This window comes from Arcticibacter eurypsychrophilus (assembly GCF_001730525.1).
Classification (GTDB): domain Bacteria; phylum Bacteroidota; class Bacteroidia; order Sphingobacteriales; family Sphingobacteriaceae; genus Arcticibacter; species Arcticibacter eurypsychrophilus.
The window spans coordinates 44,672-63,029 of sequence record NZ_MDFN01000009.1; the positions used below are offsets into that span (position 1 = coordinate 44,672).

Genomic DNA, 18,358 nt, shown 5'->3' on the forward strand with positions numbered 1-18,358 from the left:
TTAATCTCAATGGCTTTTGCTTAAAATCTGTAAGTTTTAGAATTGCACCTGATACTATATTCTCATATTAAAAAATAAAGTATGACCTATTTCTCTTTTAACAAGTTACATCTAAAATGTAGTTTATTCGCCACCTTCACTTTCTTCCTGCTCCTGCCATCGATCCAAGCACAGGAATCTTCTAATTTGCTGGCAGACAAAAAAGCCATAGTTACAACCGACAATGCGCGATTTACGGTCCTGACGCCGCAGCTGCTCAGGATGGAATGGGCTACGGACAAATCCTTTGACGACCATGCATCATTTGTCGTTGTAAACAGAAAATTGCCGGTTCCGATCTTCACAAGCAAGACAGAAAATGGCTGGCTCATTATCAACACGAGCGAACTTGAATTAAGGTACAAAGTGAACTCCGGCACCTTTACCTCCGAGAACCTGAAGGTAAAATATCTAAAATCTGATACTGTAAATTGGTATCCCGGAAAGCAACAGAAATACAATCTTGGTGGCACTATCCGTACGCTGGATGGAGCAGATGGAGAATTCAACAGGCATGAAAACCGTAAAATTAAGTTGGAAGACGGTATTCTTGCAAGAGATGGCTGGTATTTCCTGAACGATTCTTCTTCGTTGCGGTTGGATAACAGTGCCTGGCCATGGGTCTACAAAAAGGAAAGAAAAGCACAGGATTGGTATTTTATAGGATATGGAAACAACTATAAAACCGCTCTATATGATTTTTCACTGATTGCGGGTAAAGTGCCCATGATTCCAAGATACGCATTTGGTTACTGGTGGTCGAGATATTGGAGCTATTCAGACAATGAAATTCAAAACCTTGTCTCTTATATGAAGCGCATGAACATACCTATTGACGTACTTGTTGTAGATATGGACTGGCATAAACGTGGTTGGACAGGATGGTCATGGAACAAGAGTCTCTTCCCTGATCCTTCAGCGTTTCTCGATTGGACCAATAAGTCAAATTTAAAGACAACGCTGAATCTTCATCCTGCTGATGGCGTTGAGGCTCACGAAGATCAGTATAATCAGTTTGCACGCAGCCTAAACTTTGATACAACAGGGAAAAAAGCAGTACCATTCAGTGTGTCTGATAAAAAATACATGAGCTCGCTGTTTGAAAACATTCTACAGCCAATGGAAAAACAAGGAATTGATTTCTGGTGGCTCGACTGGCAGCAATGGCCAAACGACAAGAAGATTACTAATTTAAGTAATACCTGGTGGCTGAACTATGTTTTTTACACTTACATGGAACGAAACAGGTCAACACGACCACTTTTATACCATCGCTGGGGTGGCTTAGGAAACCACCGATATCAAATAGGGTTTTCGGGCGACACATTCATATCCTGGAAATCGCTTGAGTACCAGCCTTATTTTACGAATACAGCATCGAACGTTTTATACACGTATTGGAGTCATGATATCGGTGGTCATCAACTTGATGGTGGCAATACGACCATGGATCCTGAACTCTACACCCGCTGGCTTCAATATGGTGTGTTTAGTCCTATTATGCGCACCCACTCTACTAAAAACGGCAACATCAAAAAAGAGCTTTGGAATTATAGTGAGCCCTACTTTAGTGCACAAACCAGTGCCATCAGGCTGCGGTATACCCTTGTTCCATACATCTATACCATGTCGAGAAAAACTAATGATAAGGCTATCGCTCTTTGCAGGCCGATGTACTATGACTATCCGACGGACCCGGAAGCCTATTCATTTAATCGTCAGTATATGTTTGGCGATAATATGCTTATCTCCCCGATTGGCACTCCTGCTACAGATGGCTACTCGAAAGTAAAGGTTTGGCTGCCTTCCGGTAATGATTGGTTTGAATGGCCGACAGGAACCTTGTTAAAAGGCGGTAGGGAGTACGAACGGAACTTCAGCATTGACGAGTACCCGATTTATGTTAAAACTGGATCCATTATCCCAATGTATAACGATAAAGTCAATAACCTGGACAATAACCCCAAAAACCTGACTCTCGCTGTTTATCCAGGGGGATCTGGTAGCTTTGATGTTTATGAAGATAACGGGAATGATAAAACGTTCGACAAGGAACATGCGGTAACCAACATAAAATCCAGTGTAACCAGTGATGAAACGCTGATCACCATAGCAGCTACTAAAGGTCAGTATAAAGAAATGCCGCTTGAAAGATGGTATAATCTGAAACTATTTGGTTCTGAGATTCCTATGGAGGTCCGCTACAATGGAAAATTAATTCCTTTCAATCGGTACGAAACTCCTGGCTGCTGGACTTACAATGGAAAAGAGCTGAGCCTGAATATCGCGCTTTCCCTTGTCGACTGCAGGAAGTCTTCGCAGATAAAAGTATCTTATAAAAAAGGAAGAAGATTGGACATCAATAACGGAATGGTTGAAAGATTCAAGAGATTATCAGCAATCACTTCTGAATTAAAGAGTCTCGATAATGGGATCTATCTTCCGGAAATCCTGGGCGAGACAGAGGAAACAAACCGGTCACTTGAGTATTTTCCTCTTAAATTTGAGTCTCTGATAGAACGGTTCAATGAGAACTATAAAAAGCTACCAGAAGTTATTAAAGGAATAAAGTCAATTGGAAACAGCAACCAAAACAAACTGGTGAAGAAGCTCCAATTGGAGCAGGCAGATTGATGCTGCTTATTTAGATAATCAACTTATTTTAACGATAAAACCATTGCCCTAATACGGCATTTGGTTTTATCGTTTTCAAAACTCTATTTCTGATTTTAGCTATCCTGTCCAAATGGTTCCAGACGCTGTATACTCTTCGGGAGGGTATTACACTTGAGCCTCTAATTTTCTGATCTTTCGATTTAAGATCACTTTATTTTCAGGATGATCGATAAATTTTATACTTGTTATTCTTCTATCAAATTCTTCACCCTTAACTATCGCTTTGGCCTTAATACGTATTTTGTATGTATAAATAGTACTGACCGAATAGTCTAAAATTCCAGCAATGGTTTCGTCATCTTTTATTCCTAATCGGATCAATGCAAAGATGCGAAGTATGGTGTTCAAAGATTGTTCCTTTTGTGGCCAGATTTGATCTTCAGGTTTTAGCAATTCATTAAATGCAGGAACAAAATTCGGCAGTAACTTCAGAAATATCTGATCCAGTGTATCATATAAATATTCCCGTTCCTTATTAATTTGTAAAGAGGTCACAATTTCTAGAGCCTCATTAATCTTCTTCGTTTTAATACTGTGCTCTATCTTTCTTTTTAATTTTTCGAGCATGCTGATATTAGAAAAGGATCGTTTGAAAAAGAAACCGATGTATTCTTCATTTATTCGGGTATGCTCCATAAGCTTCATGTTAATCGAAGCCAACTGATCGTTTTTCTTATTGACCAACTGTTCGCTGACTTTAACTTTTTTGAGTTGTATGTAAACAATATATAGTATACTCAGAATGATAACAATTATAAAAGCAAATACCAGTGTGTAAATAATGGATTTATCCCTTTGCTGTTCGCTTTCCATAATGGTTTTTCCGGCTATCAGGGGTAAGATATTTTGTATGTCGATTTTATGACCTCGGGCACCATAAAATTCCGCATCTGAGATAGCCTTATTTATACATACATAGGCCATATTCAGATCACCGGTTTTATATAATTCTTCTCCCAACTTAAGGATGGCTTGAGTGTCTTTAGTCGATGAGCGTATATCGCTGATTGCAGAAAGCGTTAGAAACATTATTTTGTCGATTCCTGTATAGTAATAACTCAATCTCATCGCTACCATGGCAATTTTATGATCTGACAATCCATTACTGGTAATGAAATGCAAATAAAATTCAGCCGGAGGCCTACTATGTGATGAACCTGCAGGAATCGCAGCATAGTCTATTACTTTTTCAAATTTATTCTGGGGTGAAACAGAAAACATCTTTCTAAATTGAGCTGCAGCCTCGGCCCGGTATCGTTTTGCATAATATTTATCGTTGTTATATCTTGCAAGAGCCTCGTAAAACCGTGCTTTAAGGTCATAATAAGTGGCCCTGAGTTCGAAAGAGATTTCTTCTCTATCTAATTCAGACACCAGTTCATGAGCCTCTTTAAACATGCCCGAAGGAATTAAGATTTGTAAAAGTTTTAGTTTGCCTTCCTGAACCTTGAACTCATCTCCATGTTTTTGACTGAACTCAATCAACTTCTGAACATAGATGTAGGAAGAGTCAAATTGATAGAACTTATATTCCTCTAAAATTGCGTTGTATAAGCGATATCGCTGTGCGTAATTAAGGCTTGAGGTATCTTTAGCGGAGATCTTTAATGTATTGATTTTTCTCTCTTTCCGATGATCGTGAACGCTATTTTTCAGTTCTATTTTAAGTATGTTAAGCAAACTGTCTTTACTAGAGACGCAAAATGCCGGGTCACCTTTAATAACAAGCAGCAATAACATAAATGCAGTAAAAAGGTTAGTGTTTAACATTCAGTGATAATTAGGCAAACATGTTTTAGTTTCAATACAAGTTTACCCTTTTATTAGGCATTCGCAAACTGTTTATCGAAGTACAAGCCTCGTGAGACAAAAATTGAATCAAGGTGATTACTCAATTGTGTTTGTTGCTTGAAATGCTGGCTTGCTACCGATTAGATTTCAATTTTAAAACCTTCCTATGCACCTATTTTTTGTTTTGCATTTATGCATTGAAAGGTGCACCCTTTCTTGTTTATCTGTGCTGATCTGTGTTCCCGACCTGCAAGCTCCTATATAGTTTGTTAGTCTTTTTCAAGTAGCAGAAACCTTTTTGCAAAGGGTTTCCGCTTTACTAAACTGCTTTTTAGTGAACATCTACAATTTGATTCAATTTTATATCTCTGAAAGAGAATCCAAGCATGATATTATATTTTCCAGGGTCTTTGACAAAGCCTTTTGTTTCTATGTCAAAATAAGTAAAAGCCTCTTTAGGTAGTGTAATCTTAACGGAACGTGACTGTCCTGGTTCCAGAAATATTTTCTTAAAACTCTTTAATTCTTTTTCGGGGTGCTCCACGATGCCTTTTTCCGTTTTCCCTACATAGATTTGCACAACCTGGGCTCCCGCTCTTTTTCCTATATTGGATAAAAGAGTAGTAATCGTTATATCGCCGTTACCATCCGGATTGGAAACTATTAAATCTGAAACCTTGAAGCCGGTGTAAGACAGCCCAAAACCAAAAGGATATTGAACCTTGCGCTTCAACTTGTCATACCCTCTATAACCAATAAATATCCCTTCATTGTATTTTACGTGCTTATCTCCGTCAGGGTCATAATAGTTAGAATAAGCAGGATTATCCTCCCATTTCTTTTCAAATGTCATTGGTAATTTTCCTGAAGGATTCACTTTACCAAATAGTACATCAGCTAATGCTGTTCCACCTTCCTGACCAGCATACCAGCTCCAGAGTAAGCCATTAAGTTTCGGCTCCCATTCCTGCATTTCGATATTCCCTCCTGCGCTTACGACCCCTATGACAGTTTTTTTCACTTTTAAGATACTGGAAAACATTCTTTTGTCTAATTCAGGCAGGCCAAATGACCTGTCAGAGCCTTCTCCTTCCGTGTCTGAATTATGTCCAAAGCAAGCTATTATCAAATCTGCTTTATTTAGATAATTTGCATAATAGTCAGTGGTGTCATTTTTCTTTTTCCAGATGAAATTAACCGCAGCTCCTCCTCCTTGTTGATAATATTCAATCCGAATGCGATAATTGATTTCTTTTTGCAAAGTTTTAGTAAAATCAGTACTCCTATATCCCCCGGGGGTCCAATCATCTATCACAAGCTCATCATTTATGTACATTCTATATCCATCGTCGCCTCCTAAAGTGAAATCATAATCGGATGTCTCATTTGAGCGCAAGATTCCAGTCCACCTAACAGAGAATTTGTCTTTAGACACATCCTTTATTTCAGTACCTCCTACCCAGGAGTAATTGATCTTCTTTTCAATTTGTTTGAAGACTGACGTTCCTTCAAGGGTTGCATTGTTGAAATATTCAGCTTGAAATCCCTGCTTATCATGTTTCTGATCAGTAAAGATAATTTTAGGCATAAAGTCAAATTCGTCCACATACTCGACATTTGTATGATTTAACAAAGCCTCTTTCCTGATACCTTCAAACATACTTACAAAGTGAAATGGGTTTACATTACCACTACCACCACCATGCACGTTCCTACAGGCATTTTTACCTGTAACAATGATATTTCTGATCTTTTTTGTATTGATAGGAAGAAAGTTATTGTTATTTTTTAACAAGACGATACCTTCTCTTGCAACATTTAGAGCTGTTTCTGCAGATGCTGGATCATCTAGCGCAATGCTTTTGTCTTCTTCAATACCATCTTTGAACCCATATGCGATAAGTACACGCAGGATGTGGCGCACTTTATCATCCACCGTCGCCATAGTGACCTGGCCTGTCTTCAGATATTGAAGCATGTCTTTGGGATTCGTCTTTTCGCCACCTGCCATTTCAAGATCTAACCCACTGTTGGCAGCTGGAACACCATTGTGAGCGGAGCCCCAATCAGACATTACTAAGCCCTTAAAACCCCACTGATTTCTTAAAACCTCTTTTAGTAACCACGGATTTTCAGTAGTATAAATACCGTTCATTAAGTTATAGCCTGCTCATTACAGCTCCTACTTTTGCTTCCTGTACAGCAGCTTTAAAAGCAGGGAAATAGATTTCATGAAGTGTCCTTTCGTCAACATCATTACTGATGTCATTCCGGTCGTATTCAGAATTATTGGCCACAAAGTGTTTTATCGTTGCAACTACACCCTGATCCTGTACTCCTTTGATATAACCTACAGCAATGCGTGAGGTTAAGTAAGGATCCTCTCCCATATATTCAAAGTTCCTTCCGTTCATTGCTGCTCTGTAAATATTTACAGCGGGACCTAGTAAAATATTTATGCCCCGTGCTCTGCAATCGCGACCAAGTGCCTTACCATATTGATAAGCCAAATCTTCGTTCCAGGTTGCAGCAAGCATTACAGTTGCCGGATAAGCAGTAGATTTCCCGTGGGTACCTAATCCTTGAGGGCCATCTGTCATTTTCATGCGATGAATACCTAAACGGTCAATATTTTGTGTGTACATCCAGTCGACACCTCCTATGTAGGAGAGCTTTTCCTCCAGCGTCATTTGCTTGAGCAGTTCCCCGACTTTTGTATCAAGATCGGGACTGAACTTTTCCTGAGCTGTAGCAAACAAAGAAATCAATAACAATACGTAGAACAATATAAAACCCTTAATTCTCATTTTCAAATTGGTTTATAATGAAGTTATATTGATTTTATTATCATTTGATAAGAATCTGTATCCCTTTTTGTAAGGTACCACTTCCTTTATATATCTTGCCTTGAAGCAATATTTCCACGTTTATCTTTTGCATTTTCGCATCCGTTTTTTCATTTCCTTCCTTCTTTACCATGCTGACTTGCACTTTGTCTTTAATACGTTTCGCGGAGAATGTCATTAAGCTATAATCGCCGTTTTTAAATGCCCAACCATCACCAGCATCGGTGTAAAGCTTTCCTTCTGCCTTTCCCTGTTGGTCAAGGCAAACTAAAAGGGTCAAGGGGTCAAATGAGTTTTCATTTGTGTTTTGAATGATCTTTCCAGCTGGAATAATTGAACCTCCTCTGATTTTTAGTTTCGCCTGGTAGGCGTCCTTTAGATCACCATCGACTAAACTAAGCTCTTCCCAAATACCAGAAGGGAGAGCTGGTTTTTTTGCAAATGCAGGAATGACTAAAAGGTTTTCCCCCAACAGGAAGACTTGCTCCTCACTTCTAAGACTCAGATCCTTTGGATTGGAAAAAAATACGGGCGCCATCACAGGTAATCCAGTGTGAGCTGCATTGTAAAACAAGGTGTAAATGTATGGAATCAGGCGATATCGGCGTTCAAGTGCGATGCGTGATGTTTTTTCAATGGCCTCGCCATAGGCCCATGGTTCTTTATCATTTGTACCTGCGCAAGCATGCCCCCTTACAAATGGCATAAATACACCAAATCCAAGCCAGTTAGCCCAAAGATCACCGGATGTGTTATTTAAGAATCCGCCGATATCCGGACCGTTAAAAGGCTGTCCTGATAGACCTAAAGTGATCGACATTGGCACTGAAAGTTTTAAATGATCCCAACTAGCCAGGTTGTCGCCAGTCCAGGTCGCTGCGTATCTATGTCCGCCTAACAGATTGGCTCTTGTTAATAGAAAAGGTCTTTTATCCGGATTTGCCTCTATCATTCCTTCCCGCGAAGCTTCAATCATCAAACGACCATAGGCATTATGATATAATAAGTGCGGTCCGGATGGTAAACTACCACCACCCCTATGCATTATATCAACAGGCATCGTCCCTGTTCTTTGACTTTCGGGTAGTTCATTATCGTTAATAGCAGGCTCATTCACGTCGTTCCATACGCCGTCAATCCCTGTTGCTAGAAAACCTTTATAGAGTCCTGACCACCATTTTCTTGCTTTTGGCATGGTAAAATCTGGAAAAACGCAATCGCCAGGCCACACCTTACCATGATATTCATCTCCATTAGCTTTTCTTACCCATGCGTCATTTGCTGTTCCTGACTGGTAAACAGCGTAAGTTTTATCCACTTTAACACCTGGGTCAATCATATAAACAGCATGGAATCCTTTTTTATGAAGGGTAGTATTCAAAGCCATCGGGTTAGGAAAGTTCTGAGGATTAAAGGTAAATACTCTGAAACCATCCATATAATCGATGTCCATCCATATCACATCGCAGGGAATATTTTTGGCACGAAAGGTATCTGCAATTTCATTCACACGTTTTTCTGTTCCGTATGAAAAACGGCTTTGATGGTAGCCAAGTGCCCAAAGAGGAGGCATTTCAATGGTTCCTGTTAATTCGGCTAAGCCTTTCAAAACCTCTTGTGGCGACGCACGGTCAATAATGAATATGCGAAAAAGGGCGCCTTCGGTAGTGTACCTTATTTCGTTAGAATCTGTATAGAGTTCTGATTTCCATGTAGTATCGAAGATAATTCCAAATGCTGTACCATCGCTTCTTACTCCCATTACCCAAGGGTGACTTTGATAGAGCCGTTTCCCCTCTTCAACGCCATACGCACCTGTATCGGTATTCCATAACTTGATGTGCTTTCCGTTGCGTAAGAGTGGTCCCGTCACTTCTCCACCACCATACAGGCTAATGTCGTCGGAAAGTTTAAGACTAGCACTTGCTTTATTGTTATCAAGAGCGAATTTTGGCACGAGAGTCCAATTTCGGGGGGCCTCCCCTTTCGACTTTGGTTCTGCCTTTAATATTAAAGAGGGTGTTTGGCTTTGATCAAATCCTTCTGGTATGAACTGAACGATCCGCTCTCCCACCGAAGTTGCCTTTTGGACAGGTACCTCATTTGCGCTGATATCTGTGACATAAAGAATTGCTGTAAAGAATATTAGATTTTTGATATTCATCTTATCTATAGCATTGGTTAACATTAATTGCGGTACCGGGAGTGTGTTTTACTACTAACTATTGACCGTCTGTGCGCGGTTCTACCGACCGCAACTAAGGTAGGTAAAAGCTTAAGGGTGCTATGCTAAAAAAGAATCATCCTAAAAAAATCTAATAAATTTGTTTTTCAAATAACTAGTTATCAATAAATTGAAATTTATGTACTACATTTTTTACCAATAAAATCAAAGCATTTTGACTATCAGTGTCTTGATTTTACACATTGTCTATCTGGGCTATTCACTTATACTCCTCTGGTTCTTTATATTTTCGGTTTCTCTTTTAAACGCATTGGAAATAAAGACTACCGTTTGAATAAACAATTTTTTGGAATTTCGTGGATTATTTAAACTGGTTAGAGAAGAACAAATTGACTTGCTTGGACCCTAATGTCGGGAAATCCTTAAAACATAAGAGTTGCAAACATCACTATGGAAGTTGGTAGCACTCTCTGCTCCTTACACCTTTTATCAATTGCAAACCTAAAGCTGCATTTGAAATGAACGAGAGACATGCTGATTAAAATAAATGAGGACGCTTTTTAAGACGCCCTCATTTATTAACATAAATTATAATACCAAGTGTATGAATTAGCGACCTTCCTTTGTATTGAAAAACGCTTCAAAAAACGACCATTACATTAATTTGTTTTCAGTTACCACTGTATTGCCTGATCTTCATCTGGAGTTAAGGTATTTCTTCTCCTTTCCATAGTCATTGCCCCTTCAGCCCTATAGCGGATAGGCATATTTGGAATGGAAGTGATATCATTATACTTATACTTGATATTTACGGTACAGTATTCGTTTACCAGGTAAGGTAATGTTAAATCGGGAGTGCTTTTGATTTGATAAGTAGGCTGTCCCAACAATTCAAAATTAATAGCAGGATTATCAGCCTCTACGGTAAGCTGTCCTGTTTTAGTTCCGTCTTCATTATCGACTGCCTCGCCAAAGTGCATTATAATTTTATAATTACCACGCTCTTCAGAACGTTCTTCAACCATACCAGCGTAAAAAAATACTGATTTTTCATCAACAACCCAGGCAGTTTTAGTACTCATCACCATAGATTCAGAGTTCTCGCTATCAAAGTAAATGTTCATTGATGTTGCAGAGTAACTACCTGAATAGTCGTTGAATGGTTTCACATATAGCAGTGCCTTTCTCCATCCTTTACGATTATTGGACACATAAGAAGGGTCATCCTTTATGGTGAGAGGAAGTACCCAACGTTCAACAAGATCAAGATTTGAAAACTTAAATTTGATCTTATAATTTGTCGTATGCGATCCTTTGGGGATAAAGCTGGCAGTAGAGGGTAATTCATAAAACTGATCGGTCAACTGCTTGAAGTACAAATCAGTACGATATTGATACTTTTCCTGATTAAATATGCTGAGCGTATCGCTATCCACCCCAATTTGTACGTACATATCTTTGTCGCTTTCTTTTGAACCGCTGATCAATACGGGCAGATTATACTCTACCTCTCCATCCTTTTTGTAACGGAGATATACTTCCGTTACACCTTCAGTTCCGATAGGGGCTTTAAAAGACACCAGATTCGTATATAATTCATCTGTCCACTCATCATTACATGCTCCGAAAGAAACAATCAAAGCTAGTGCTACAATATATTTATAAATATTTCTCATGATATAAATCAATTATTAAATTAATCAAAAGACGGCCAACCTGGTGTTTGCGTCATACGATTATTCTTGCGCAACTCATCCCAATCAATGGGCCAGAAATACATCTTTTTAGAGAATGAGGTTTGCAACAGGGGGACACGCACGGGCGAGTAGAATAAAGCCGCATTTTGCTTGGTGATTAATGTATTGTACCCATAAATCTGCTTAGCATCTTCTACCGGCGCATCTTTCCATCGTCTTAAATCGTAGTAGCGCTGGTTCTCACCCAATAATTCTAATTGTCTCTCATGCTTAATGCTGTTGCGCAACATACTCTGTTCCATATACACTGACATTTCATAATCTGGAACTCCAGCACGGATACGGACAGGTGAAACCGCTTCACTTATTGTGTTTATATCTCTCGAAATCATGTATGTAGTCGCTCCATCCCATGATGGTATGTTATATGATCCGGACAGTTCATTGAGCGATTCTGCATACATGAGAAGAATATCTGCATAACGGATGGCAATTTCCACTTTTGGATAGATTCTACCACCATTATTCGCATTATCCTTCGGATTGACATATTTCATCATGCCAATTCCTGTGGGCAACCAACGATCGCTATTGACTCTTCCTTCAGAGTTTCCACGGTAATAAAACACCTGTTTATTGGTATTGTTATTTGGATCATTAGTAGCACTTGACATGGTCCATAATGCTCCACTAAAGCCAACTGATGCATAAAATCGGGGTTCCCGATGTGCAAACTCTTTCCAAACATCCACCTTTAAAGGCTTGAATTGATCTAATTCGTTACTTTGCACGAACATGTTAGAACCATATTTTTGCAATATCTCAGCACGATTAAAAGCGCTACCATCAGCCATATCATAAGCATCGGATTGCTTTAATGTAAGGCCATGACAGTTCCATCCTCCTGCAACTTGCGGCATCTGATGCCTTGTTAATGCAATAACGCCATGTTCCTCATCGGTTTGGTTCTCTCCCCGAGTGAAGATCATTTCAGGATTTTCGGCAGCATATAGATCACCGTTAAACAATGCCCGGTATGACTCAAATGGATCTATGTTAGCCCATCCTTCCGGAAAGTTTTTGTCTGAATATACCGCATGGTATGGCGGTACGATTGTTACTGGATAAGATTCGGTGCCCTGAATTTTTCGCTCAGCAGTATAAAGCCTGTATACATTCAAATCGATAACATCTTTAGCAGCTGCCGCTGCTTTGGCCCACTTTTCTTCGCTATATTGTTGGGAAATAAGAGACTTCCCTGCGTCATCTACGAAGTCGGCCATCTCTGAATTGCCGTTGGCTAATGGACTTGCTGCAAATAATAATGCCTTTGCACGGGTAGCTAAAGCAGCACCACGGGTTGGACGAGCAATATTACGATTATCCTGTTTCATTGGCAGATCTTTGGCGGCTAAGACCATCTCAGAAGAAATAAAGTCAACTACCTCATCGTAAGTATTACGCGGGGTGGACAAATTAGCATAGCTCTGATCATAATCAACTCCGTTTTCAGGCATAATGGGAACGGGTCCATATTTCCTAAGCAGTAACCAATATAGGTATGCCCTGATAAAACGGGCCTCTGCCTTATACTGTGCTACTTGTTGAACGGTAAAAGTGCCGCCTTCGGCCATGGAATTGATCATTACAGAAGCTTGACGAATTCCTGCGTAGGATTGTGACCACGATTGTTTGTACCAGTTGAAGTCGTATTCACCAAATTTAAACCTTCTGTATTCAGCACCATTACCACCTTCGTTGTAGAATATATCGTCTGCATAATTGCTTACAGTATACGTCTTATGCCCAATTTCAAGGTTGTAGTCTAATAACTGGTTATAACAATTAGCCAGCCATTGCTCTGTATAATCTCTGCTATTAAATATCCGCGTTTCACTTTGCCTGTCGGCGAAGTATTGGTCTACACTCAGGTAATCTTTACACGAAGTAGCGAAAAGTCCCGTGCCAGCCAATAGTATAATTATAATGTACTTTGCTTTCATTCTTTTAAGTTTATAAGGTTGCAGTTATACCAAAAGTGAAGGTCTTTGCCAAGGGATAGGCCTGTCCGTTAGAACTATTCATCTCAGGATCCCACAATTTGAATTTAGAGAATGTGAGTACGTTCGTGCCCATTAAATACAGCCTTAGATTATTTACATGGAATCTATTAACGATGCGCTTTGGCAAGGTATATCCAGCTTCAAGTGTTTTAAGACGCAAATAGGTGCTTTCCCTGAGCCAGTATGACGATGCCCTGTAATTGTTTGCGTTACCACCATAACTCAATCTGGGATAAGAAGCGTTGACATCTTCATTCTGACCTAGGATCCAACGGTTTGATTCATCGAAATCTGTCAGTATATTTCCCCAGTCGCCTTCGCTGAAAGGGTAAACCGTGTAGCCATTGATAAAAAATGACGATTTGCCCGCACCTTGGAAATGCACGTTAAAGTCAAAACTTTTCCATTGACTTACCAACGCAAAACCGTAGACTAGGTTCGGATAAGAAGTTGCTCCCACAGGTAGTATATCAGTGTCGTCTATTTTGCCATCGCCATTAATATCCTTGTACTTGATGTCACCTGGCATAACCGCTCCATATGTTTGTACTGGACTGTCTCTTATGTCGTCATAGTCTTTAAAAAGTCCAAGGGCAAGAAGGCCCCTGTTCTGTTTAACCCTGAAACCGGCTTGAGTGTTATACTGATAGTTACTAAATTGTTCGTCCGCTTCCAGAATTTCATTCTTGCTATAGGTCATCGTACCACGCATGGTTAAATTAACCTTGCCTACAGTTTGAGAAATCTTAATCTGTCCGTCAATTCCTTTGGACAAGACAGATCCTACATTGGCACTTGGATTTGCAGCTTGTAGACCTACACTTGCTGGTACGTAATCTCTTCTCATATATATTCCATCTCGTTGTTCATGGAAATAATCCAGAGATCCTGCTATTTTGTCATTAAATAATGAAAGATCCAAACCTAGGTTGTGCTTTGTAGCTACTTCCCAAGTCACCGTATTTGACGCAATATTCTGATAGGTTAACCCAGGGAAACTAAAGCTACTTTCGATATCTCCCCAATTATACCCCTTATTAGGATCCGTAGGTTGATCGTATGTTCTGAAAGAAGAGAGGTAGGGAAAACGAATTGGCACTTGGTCGCTACCGATATAGTCATTCCCCACTTTACCATAGGAGTAACGGACCTTAAACATATTCATCCAGCTCAAATTTTCCTTTATAAAAGGTTCCTCCCCTATGTTCCACGCTCCGGAAACAGCTGGGAAAAAATCGAATTGATGACCTGTGGCAAAGTTTTCCGAACCGTTATAGCCGAAGCTAAAATCTGCAAAATAGCGGCTTTTATACCCGTATGTAAACTGGCCAGCAAATCGTTGATTGCGTCGGTCAATACCCTGGATCAAGTCATCACCGTAATAAGAGGTGTTCACTTTCTTTTCCTGAGTATACTGCAACATACCTCCCATATTGTGACTGCCGAAGCTTGTTGCGTAGTGCAGTTCGCCTTGCATGAATTCTAAACGCTCGCCCTCTGCATATGATTGTTGGGTCAATAACTGCTCAGTAATACGACGATCAAAAATCAAATTTCCCTCAGAATCTCTTAACCGTTGTGCTTCCCATCCTTCCGGCCATTTCATTCTTCTGATATTGTTCTTGTTATTCGTATCGTAACCATATCTTCCGAGAAAACGCATGCCTTTGGTTACAAAGTCCATATTCTGCTCCAAAGTCACGTTGGTCTGTATCTTATTTTCCCAATTTTCAATATATCCTTGCTGAGTAATCAGCGTCCATGGATTGTTTCGTTCGGCACCACCTCTTGAAGCCACTTTCCCATCGGAGTAGCGGATTGGAATTGAAATAGGATTCTGTCCCATTAATGAAGCCCATATTTCGTCGTATGTACCCCCAGGAAGATTCTGCTTGCCTAAAGACCCTGCTATCCCAACCTTCACTACCGTAGTCTTGGTCAGGTTCATATCCACACTTGTCCTATAATTCCAGCGTTTGTAATTCGCATTGCTATTATAATCATTCAACGCATCGTCGACGGCATACATACCGCCCTCATCAATGTAACTACCGGACACAAAATAACGCGCTGTAGCACCTCCACCATCAAAGTTCAATGAACCTCTCTTGGTAGCGGCGCCATCTTTGAGAAACATTTTCATCCAGTTGATATTGGGAAAAAGATCCGGATCTAAACCATCACGTATAAGCCCCAGGTCGTCATTTGTATAAAATGACGTCTGGTTACGGGTGCTGCGTGCTTCATTCATAAGTTCCGCATATTTAATTCCCCCAACAAATTCAGGCGTAAATGTCCTTGCATTGTACGAAGTTTCTGCTTTCCCACTGATCGCTACTTTACCATCTTTACCGCGTTTTGTAGTAACCAATATTACACCGTTTGCACCCCTTGAACCATAAATAGCGGTCGCAGAAGCATCTTTAAGTACAGAAAAAGATTGAATATCCTCAATATTGATTTCATTCAGACTTCGCTCAAAGCCATCTACCAAAACAAGGGCAGCGGTACCTGCACCAAAGGTAGAAATACCACGTATCCAAAATTCGGATGAATTATTTCCAGGTTGTCCTGAACGTTGTAAAGTTAAAACCCCTGCAACGTTTCCGGCTAGAGCATTGGTGATACTGGAACTGGGTGTTCTTAAGGTATTAAGATCTACGGTAGTAACGGCACCGGTCACTGTGACCTTTCTCTGAGGGCCTGTTGCAGTGATTACGATTTCATTAAGTGCGTTAGATTCAGATTCCTTCATCACAACGTTTATCTCTAAATCATCTTTAATCAAGACTTCCCGGGTTACAAACCCTATATAGGAGAAGACCAGCCAACGGTACTTGTTCGTTTTAATTGTATAATTCCCATCGGAATTGGTCGGTACACCCAAGCCGGGTTGATCCTTGACTACTACTGAAACCCCGGGCAGAGGTTCGTTCTTTTCATCGACTACTTTGCCTCTGACTGTCACAGATACTGCATCATTCTGCCCAAATACTTGGCAAAAGCATCCACATACCCATAAAAGGATTATAATGTATTTTTTCATATGTCCCAATTTGTATCCCCTGCATTGACAGTTCCATGGAAAATATTTCAACCATGTGAAAGAAGCAGGCGATTTTTCTGAAAAACTTATTTAAATGGCGCTTACAACTACTCTACACTTATTGTGCGAATCCGTCTATTGGTTTTTTCTGAGATATAGAGAATTTTCCTTTCTTCGTCATAGGCTATCCCACTTGGTTGGTTAAAACGGGCTTCCTTCCTTAAATCACCATCAATATACCCTTCTTTCTTACCGTCAGATGAGGGGCTTCCTTTACCCGCATAAGTCGCTACTTCTCCAGTTGGCGATAGTACCCGAATACTGTGATTATTGACATCACACATATAGAAATCGTACTCATCTGCTTTTCCTGCGTAAGCTGGATTTTTTACAAATACGCCTTGATAAAGGAAAGAGAATCTGGCCGACGTACCTATAGCATCTATATCACCGGTAAAACCTGGTTGCCCTGCAAAGACGATGGGCGAGCTCAGTTCTTTCTTAGCCCAATTATAATTGCTCTTATACACACATCCACTTTCTAAAAAATAAGCATAGTTTCCCGACGGGTGGAAGAAAATGGTTGTCTTAAAATCATTATTCCCTCCTACTCTAAAAAGTTCCCTGGAATTTAAACCTCCAATTGCAGGATCATAGAACGCTTTCATTAATGCTCCACCCCACCAGGTGTTAAAAAACATGACATGGTCTACCGGGTGATGTGCACAGGCATAACTTGTTCGGTCGTAAAGGTACGGATGCACTCTTCTAAAGTTTTCTGAACGTAAAGTGTATGCAATAGCCACAAAATTCTTGTTGTTCTGTCCATTATCGTCAACAATAAACAGGGTATCATTATCGAAGCTCATTGTTGCAGTTTGCAGCGCTTTAAAAGAAGCCTGTCCGTTAGTGATAAGCGTAGAGACTTGTCTTTCATTTATCAAAACTCTCCGCACAAGCTTGTCTCTCTCAACTACAAATAGTGAATTGGTATTAGGTTCAAAGAGCATCCAGGTAGGATCATTGAAACCAGCTTGTTCAAAAGTACCGTTAATAACTGCGGAGTTACCGTATTCGTCAACCTTCCCTACAAGCGTTCCAACCGAGATCTTTGACACATACGTAAAACCTTCACTGAATATATGCTCAGCAACAGGCGCTCCATCATCGCCATTGATCACTACCTTTACCTCACCCGAACCAGTCTGTTTCGGGACAATGCAATAGATTTTGTCTCCGGAGACTCCTATAATCCTCAATTCCCTATCTCCTATTGAAACCTTGATCTTTGAAATGTCATCACCCAGATTGGTTCCGTAAATGTAGAGCCTTGTGCGGACAGCTCCTGCTTTAGGAGAAAAATCGCTGATCACAACCGGCTGACTAGGATCACGGCCGTTGTTCTTACCTTCATCTTTTTTACATCCAAATAAGGCTAATTGGCAGATGAATAAGAAAATTAAATATTTAGTAAAATCTCTCATATATTGAATTTATAATGTTAGTATCCAAAGTTATATACATAGTTCTCTCTTCATATTGATTCATTGTGGTTAACATTAAAAATCTAAATAAAAAAAACCACAATTCAATAATTATCAAGTAGTTACATTTGCAAGATATCGCTAGAATCTAACCTTTTTCTTTATAAAAGCATCTGGAAACGAAACTTTGATTAATAGGTTAGCTTAATTTGATTCGCTATTGAATCAGGTTGATTATGTTTATACTTACCACCCGTGCTAAAGTGCAACGAAATAGTTACGAACTTATAAACGCAGACTAAAATAATGTTCGTATTTCTCGTAGAGTTAGGAAGTAGCGTATAGGCTTACTATTGTCATTAATATGAGATAGAAAATTTCTTTTGGTTTAACTTTTAGGAATAAAAGCTGTTTTTGTTAAATAAAAAGTAAAAATGCATTAAAAAATAATCTTAAAGCAAATCCCTTTAAACCTTATATATGTTGAACGCGTGCTCAAAAAAATCAAACAGAACCATGGTCCCGCCCTTT

At 39.7% G+C, this 18,358-nt stretch carries 9 protein-coding genes; 1 reads left to right on the top strand and 8 read right to left on the bottom strand.

Going from position 1 to position 18,358, the window contains the following annotated elements:
• Positions 1-81 precede the first annotated feature (81 nt).
• Positions 82-2,673, top strand: coding sequence for a glycoside hydrolase family 31 protein (locus BFL47_RS06480; RefSeq protein WP_083257045.1), 2,592 nt, complete (start codon positions 82-84; stop codon positions 2,671-2,673).
• 147 nt (positions 2,674-2,820) lie between these two features.
• Here BFL47_RS06480 and BFL47_RS06485 read toward each other — a convergent pair whose 3' ends face one another.
• The 8 genes from BFL47_RS06485 to BFL47_RS06515 all read right to left on the bottom strand — a co-directional run bounded on the left by BFL47_RS06485 (position 2,821) and on the right by BFL47_RS06515 (position 17,827).
• Entirely contained in the window at positions 2,821-4,485 is a 1,665-nt protein-coding gene (locus BFL47_RS06485; protein WP_083257046.1) for a DUF6377 domain-containing protein, read from the bottom strand.
• 352 nt (positions 4,486-4,837) lie between these two features.
• Positions 4,838-6,661, bottom strand: a complete 1,824-nt coding sequence (locus tag BFL47_RS06490; RefSeq protein ID WP_211480947.1) for a glycoside hydrolase family 3 C-terminal domain-containing protein — start codon at positions 6,659-6,661, stop codon at positions 4,838-4,840.
• A 4-nt stretch (positions 6,662-6,665) separates the two neighbouring features.
• Positions 6,666-7,313 (bottom strand): glycoside hydrolase family 3 protein, encoded by a 648-nt coding sequence (locus BFL47_RS20030; protein ID WP_211480948.1) that lies wholly within the window; start codon positions 7,311-7,313, stop codon positions 6,666-6,668.
• 40 nt (positions 7,314-7,353) lie between these two features.
• Positions 7,354-9,516, bottom strand: a complete 2,163-nt coding sequence (locus BFL47_RS06495; protein WP_069659056.1) for a TIM-barrel domain-containing protein — start codon at positions 9,514-9,516, stop codon at positions 7,354-7,356.
• 695 nt (positions 9,517-10,211) lie between these two features.
• The gene (locus BFL47_RS06500; protein WP_069658993.1) at positions 10,212-11,213 is read right to left on the bottom strand and encodes a DUF4973 domain-containing protein; all 1,002 of its coding nucleotides are present in this window, start codon (positions 11,211-11,213) and stop codon (positions 10,212-10,214) included.
• A 20-nt stretch (positions 11,214-11,233) separates the two neighbouring features.
• Positions 11,234-13,237: a RagB/SusD family nutrient uptake outer membrane protein gene (locus BFL47_RS06505; RefSeq protein ID WP_069658994.1), complete on the bottom strand. Its 2,004-nt coding sequence runs from the start codon at positions 13,235-13,237 to the stop codon at positions 11,234-11,236.
• A gap of 10 nt (positions 13,238-13,247) precedes the next feature.
• The gene (locus BFL47_RS06510) at positions 13,248-16,343 is read right to left on the bottom strand and encodes a SusC/RagA family TonB-linked outer membrane protein (protein ID WP_069658995.1); all 3,096 of its coding nucleotides are present in this window, start codon (positions 16,341-16,343) and stop codon (positions 13,248-13,250) included.
• Between the two features lie 107 nt (positions 16,344-16,450).
• Positions 16,451-17,827 (bottom strand): IPT/TIG domain-containing protein, encoded by a 1,377-nt coding sequence (locus BFL47_RS06515; RefSeq protein WP_069658996.1) that lies wholly within the window; start codon positions 17,825-17,827, stop codon positions 16,451-16,453.
• Between the last annotated feature and the right edge of the window lie 531 nt (positions 17,828-18,358).

Coding starts and splice junctions, on each gene's coding strand:
- BFL47_RS06480 (WP_083257045.1), top strand. CDS start 82: ATGACCTATTTCTCTTTTAACAAGTTACATCTAAAATGTAGTTTATTC.
- BFL47_RS06485 (WP_083257046.1), bottom strand. CDS start 4,485: ATGTTAAACACTAACCTTTTTACTGCATTTATGTTATTGCTGCTTGTT.
- BFL47_RS06490 (WP_211480947.1), bottom strand. CDS start 6,661: ATGAACGGTATTTATACTACTGAAAATCCGTGGTTACTAAAAGAGGTT.
- BFL47_RS20030 (WP_211480948.1), bottom strand. CDS start 7,313: ATGAGAATTAAGGGTTTTATATTGTTCTACGTATTGTTATTGATTTCT.
- BFL47_RS06495 (WP_069659056.1), bottom strand. CDS start 9,516: ATGAATATCAAAAATCTAATATTCTTTACAGCAATTCTTTATGTCACA.
- BFL47_RS06500 (WP_069658993.1), bottom strand. CDS start 11,213: ATGAGAAATATTTATAAATATATTGTAGCACTAGCTTTGATTGTTTCT.
- BFL47_RS06505 (WP_069658994.1), bottom strand. CDS start 13,237: ATGAAAGCAAAGTACATTATAATTATACTATTGGCTGGCACGGGACTT.
- BFL47_RS06510 (WP_069658995.1), bottom strand. CDS start 16,343: ATGAAAAAATACATTATAATCCTTTTATGGGTATGTGGATGCTTTTGC.
- BFL47_RS06515 (WP_069658996.1), bottom strand. CDS start 17,827: ATGAGAGATTTTACTAAATATTTAATTTTCTTATTCATCTGCCAATTA.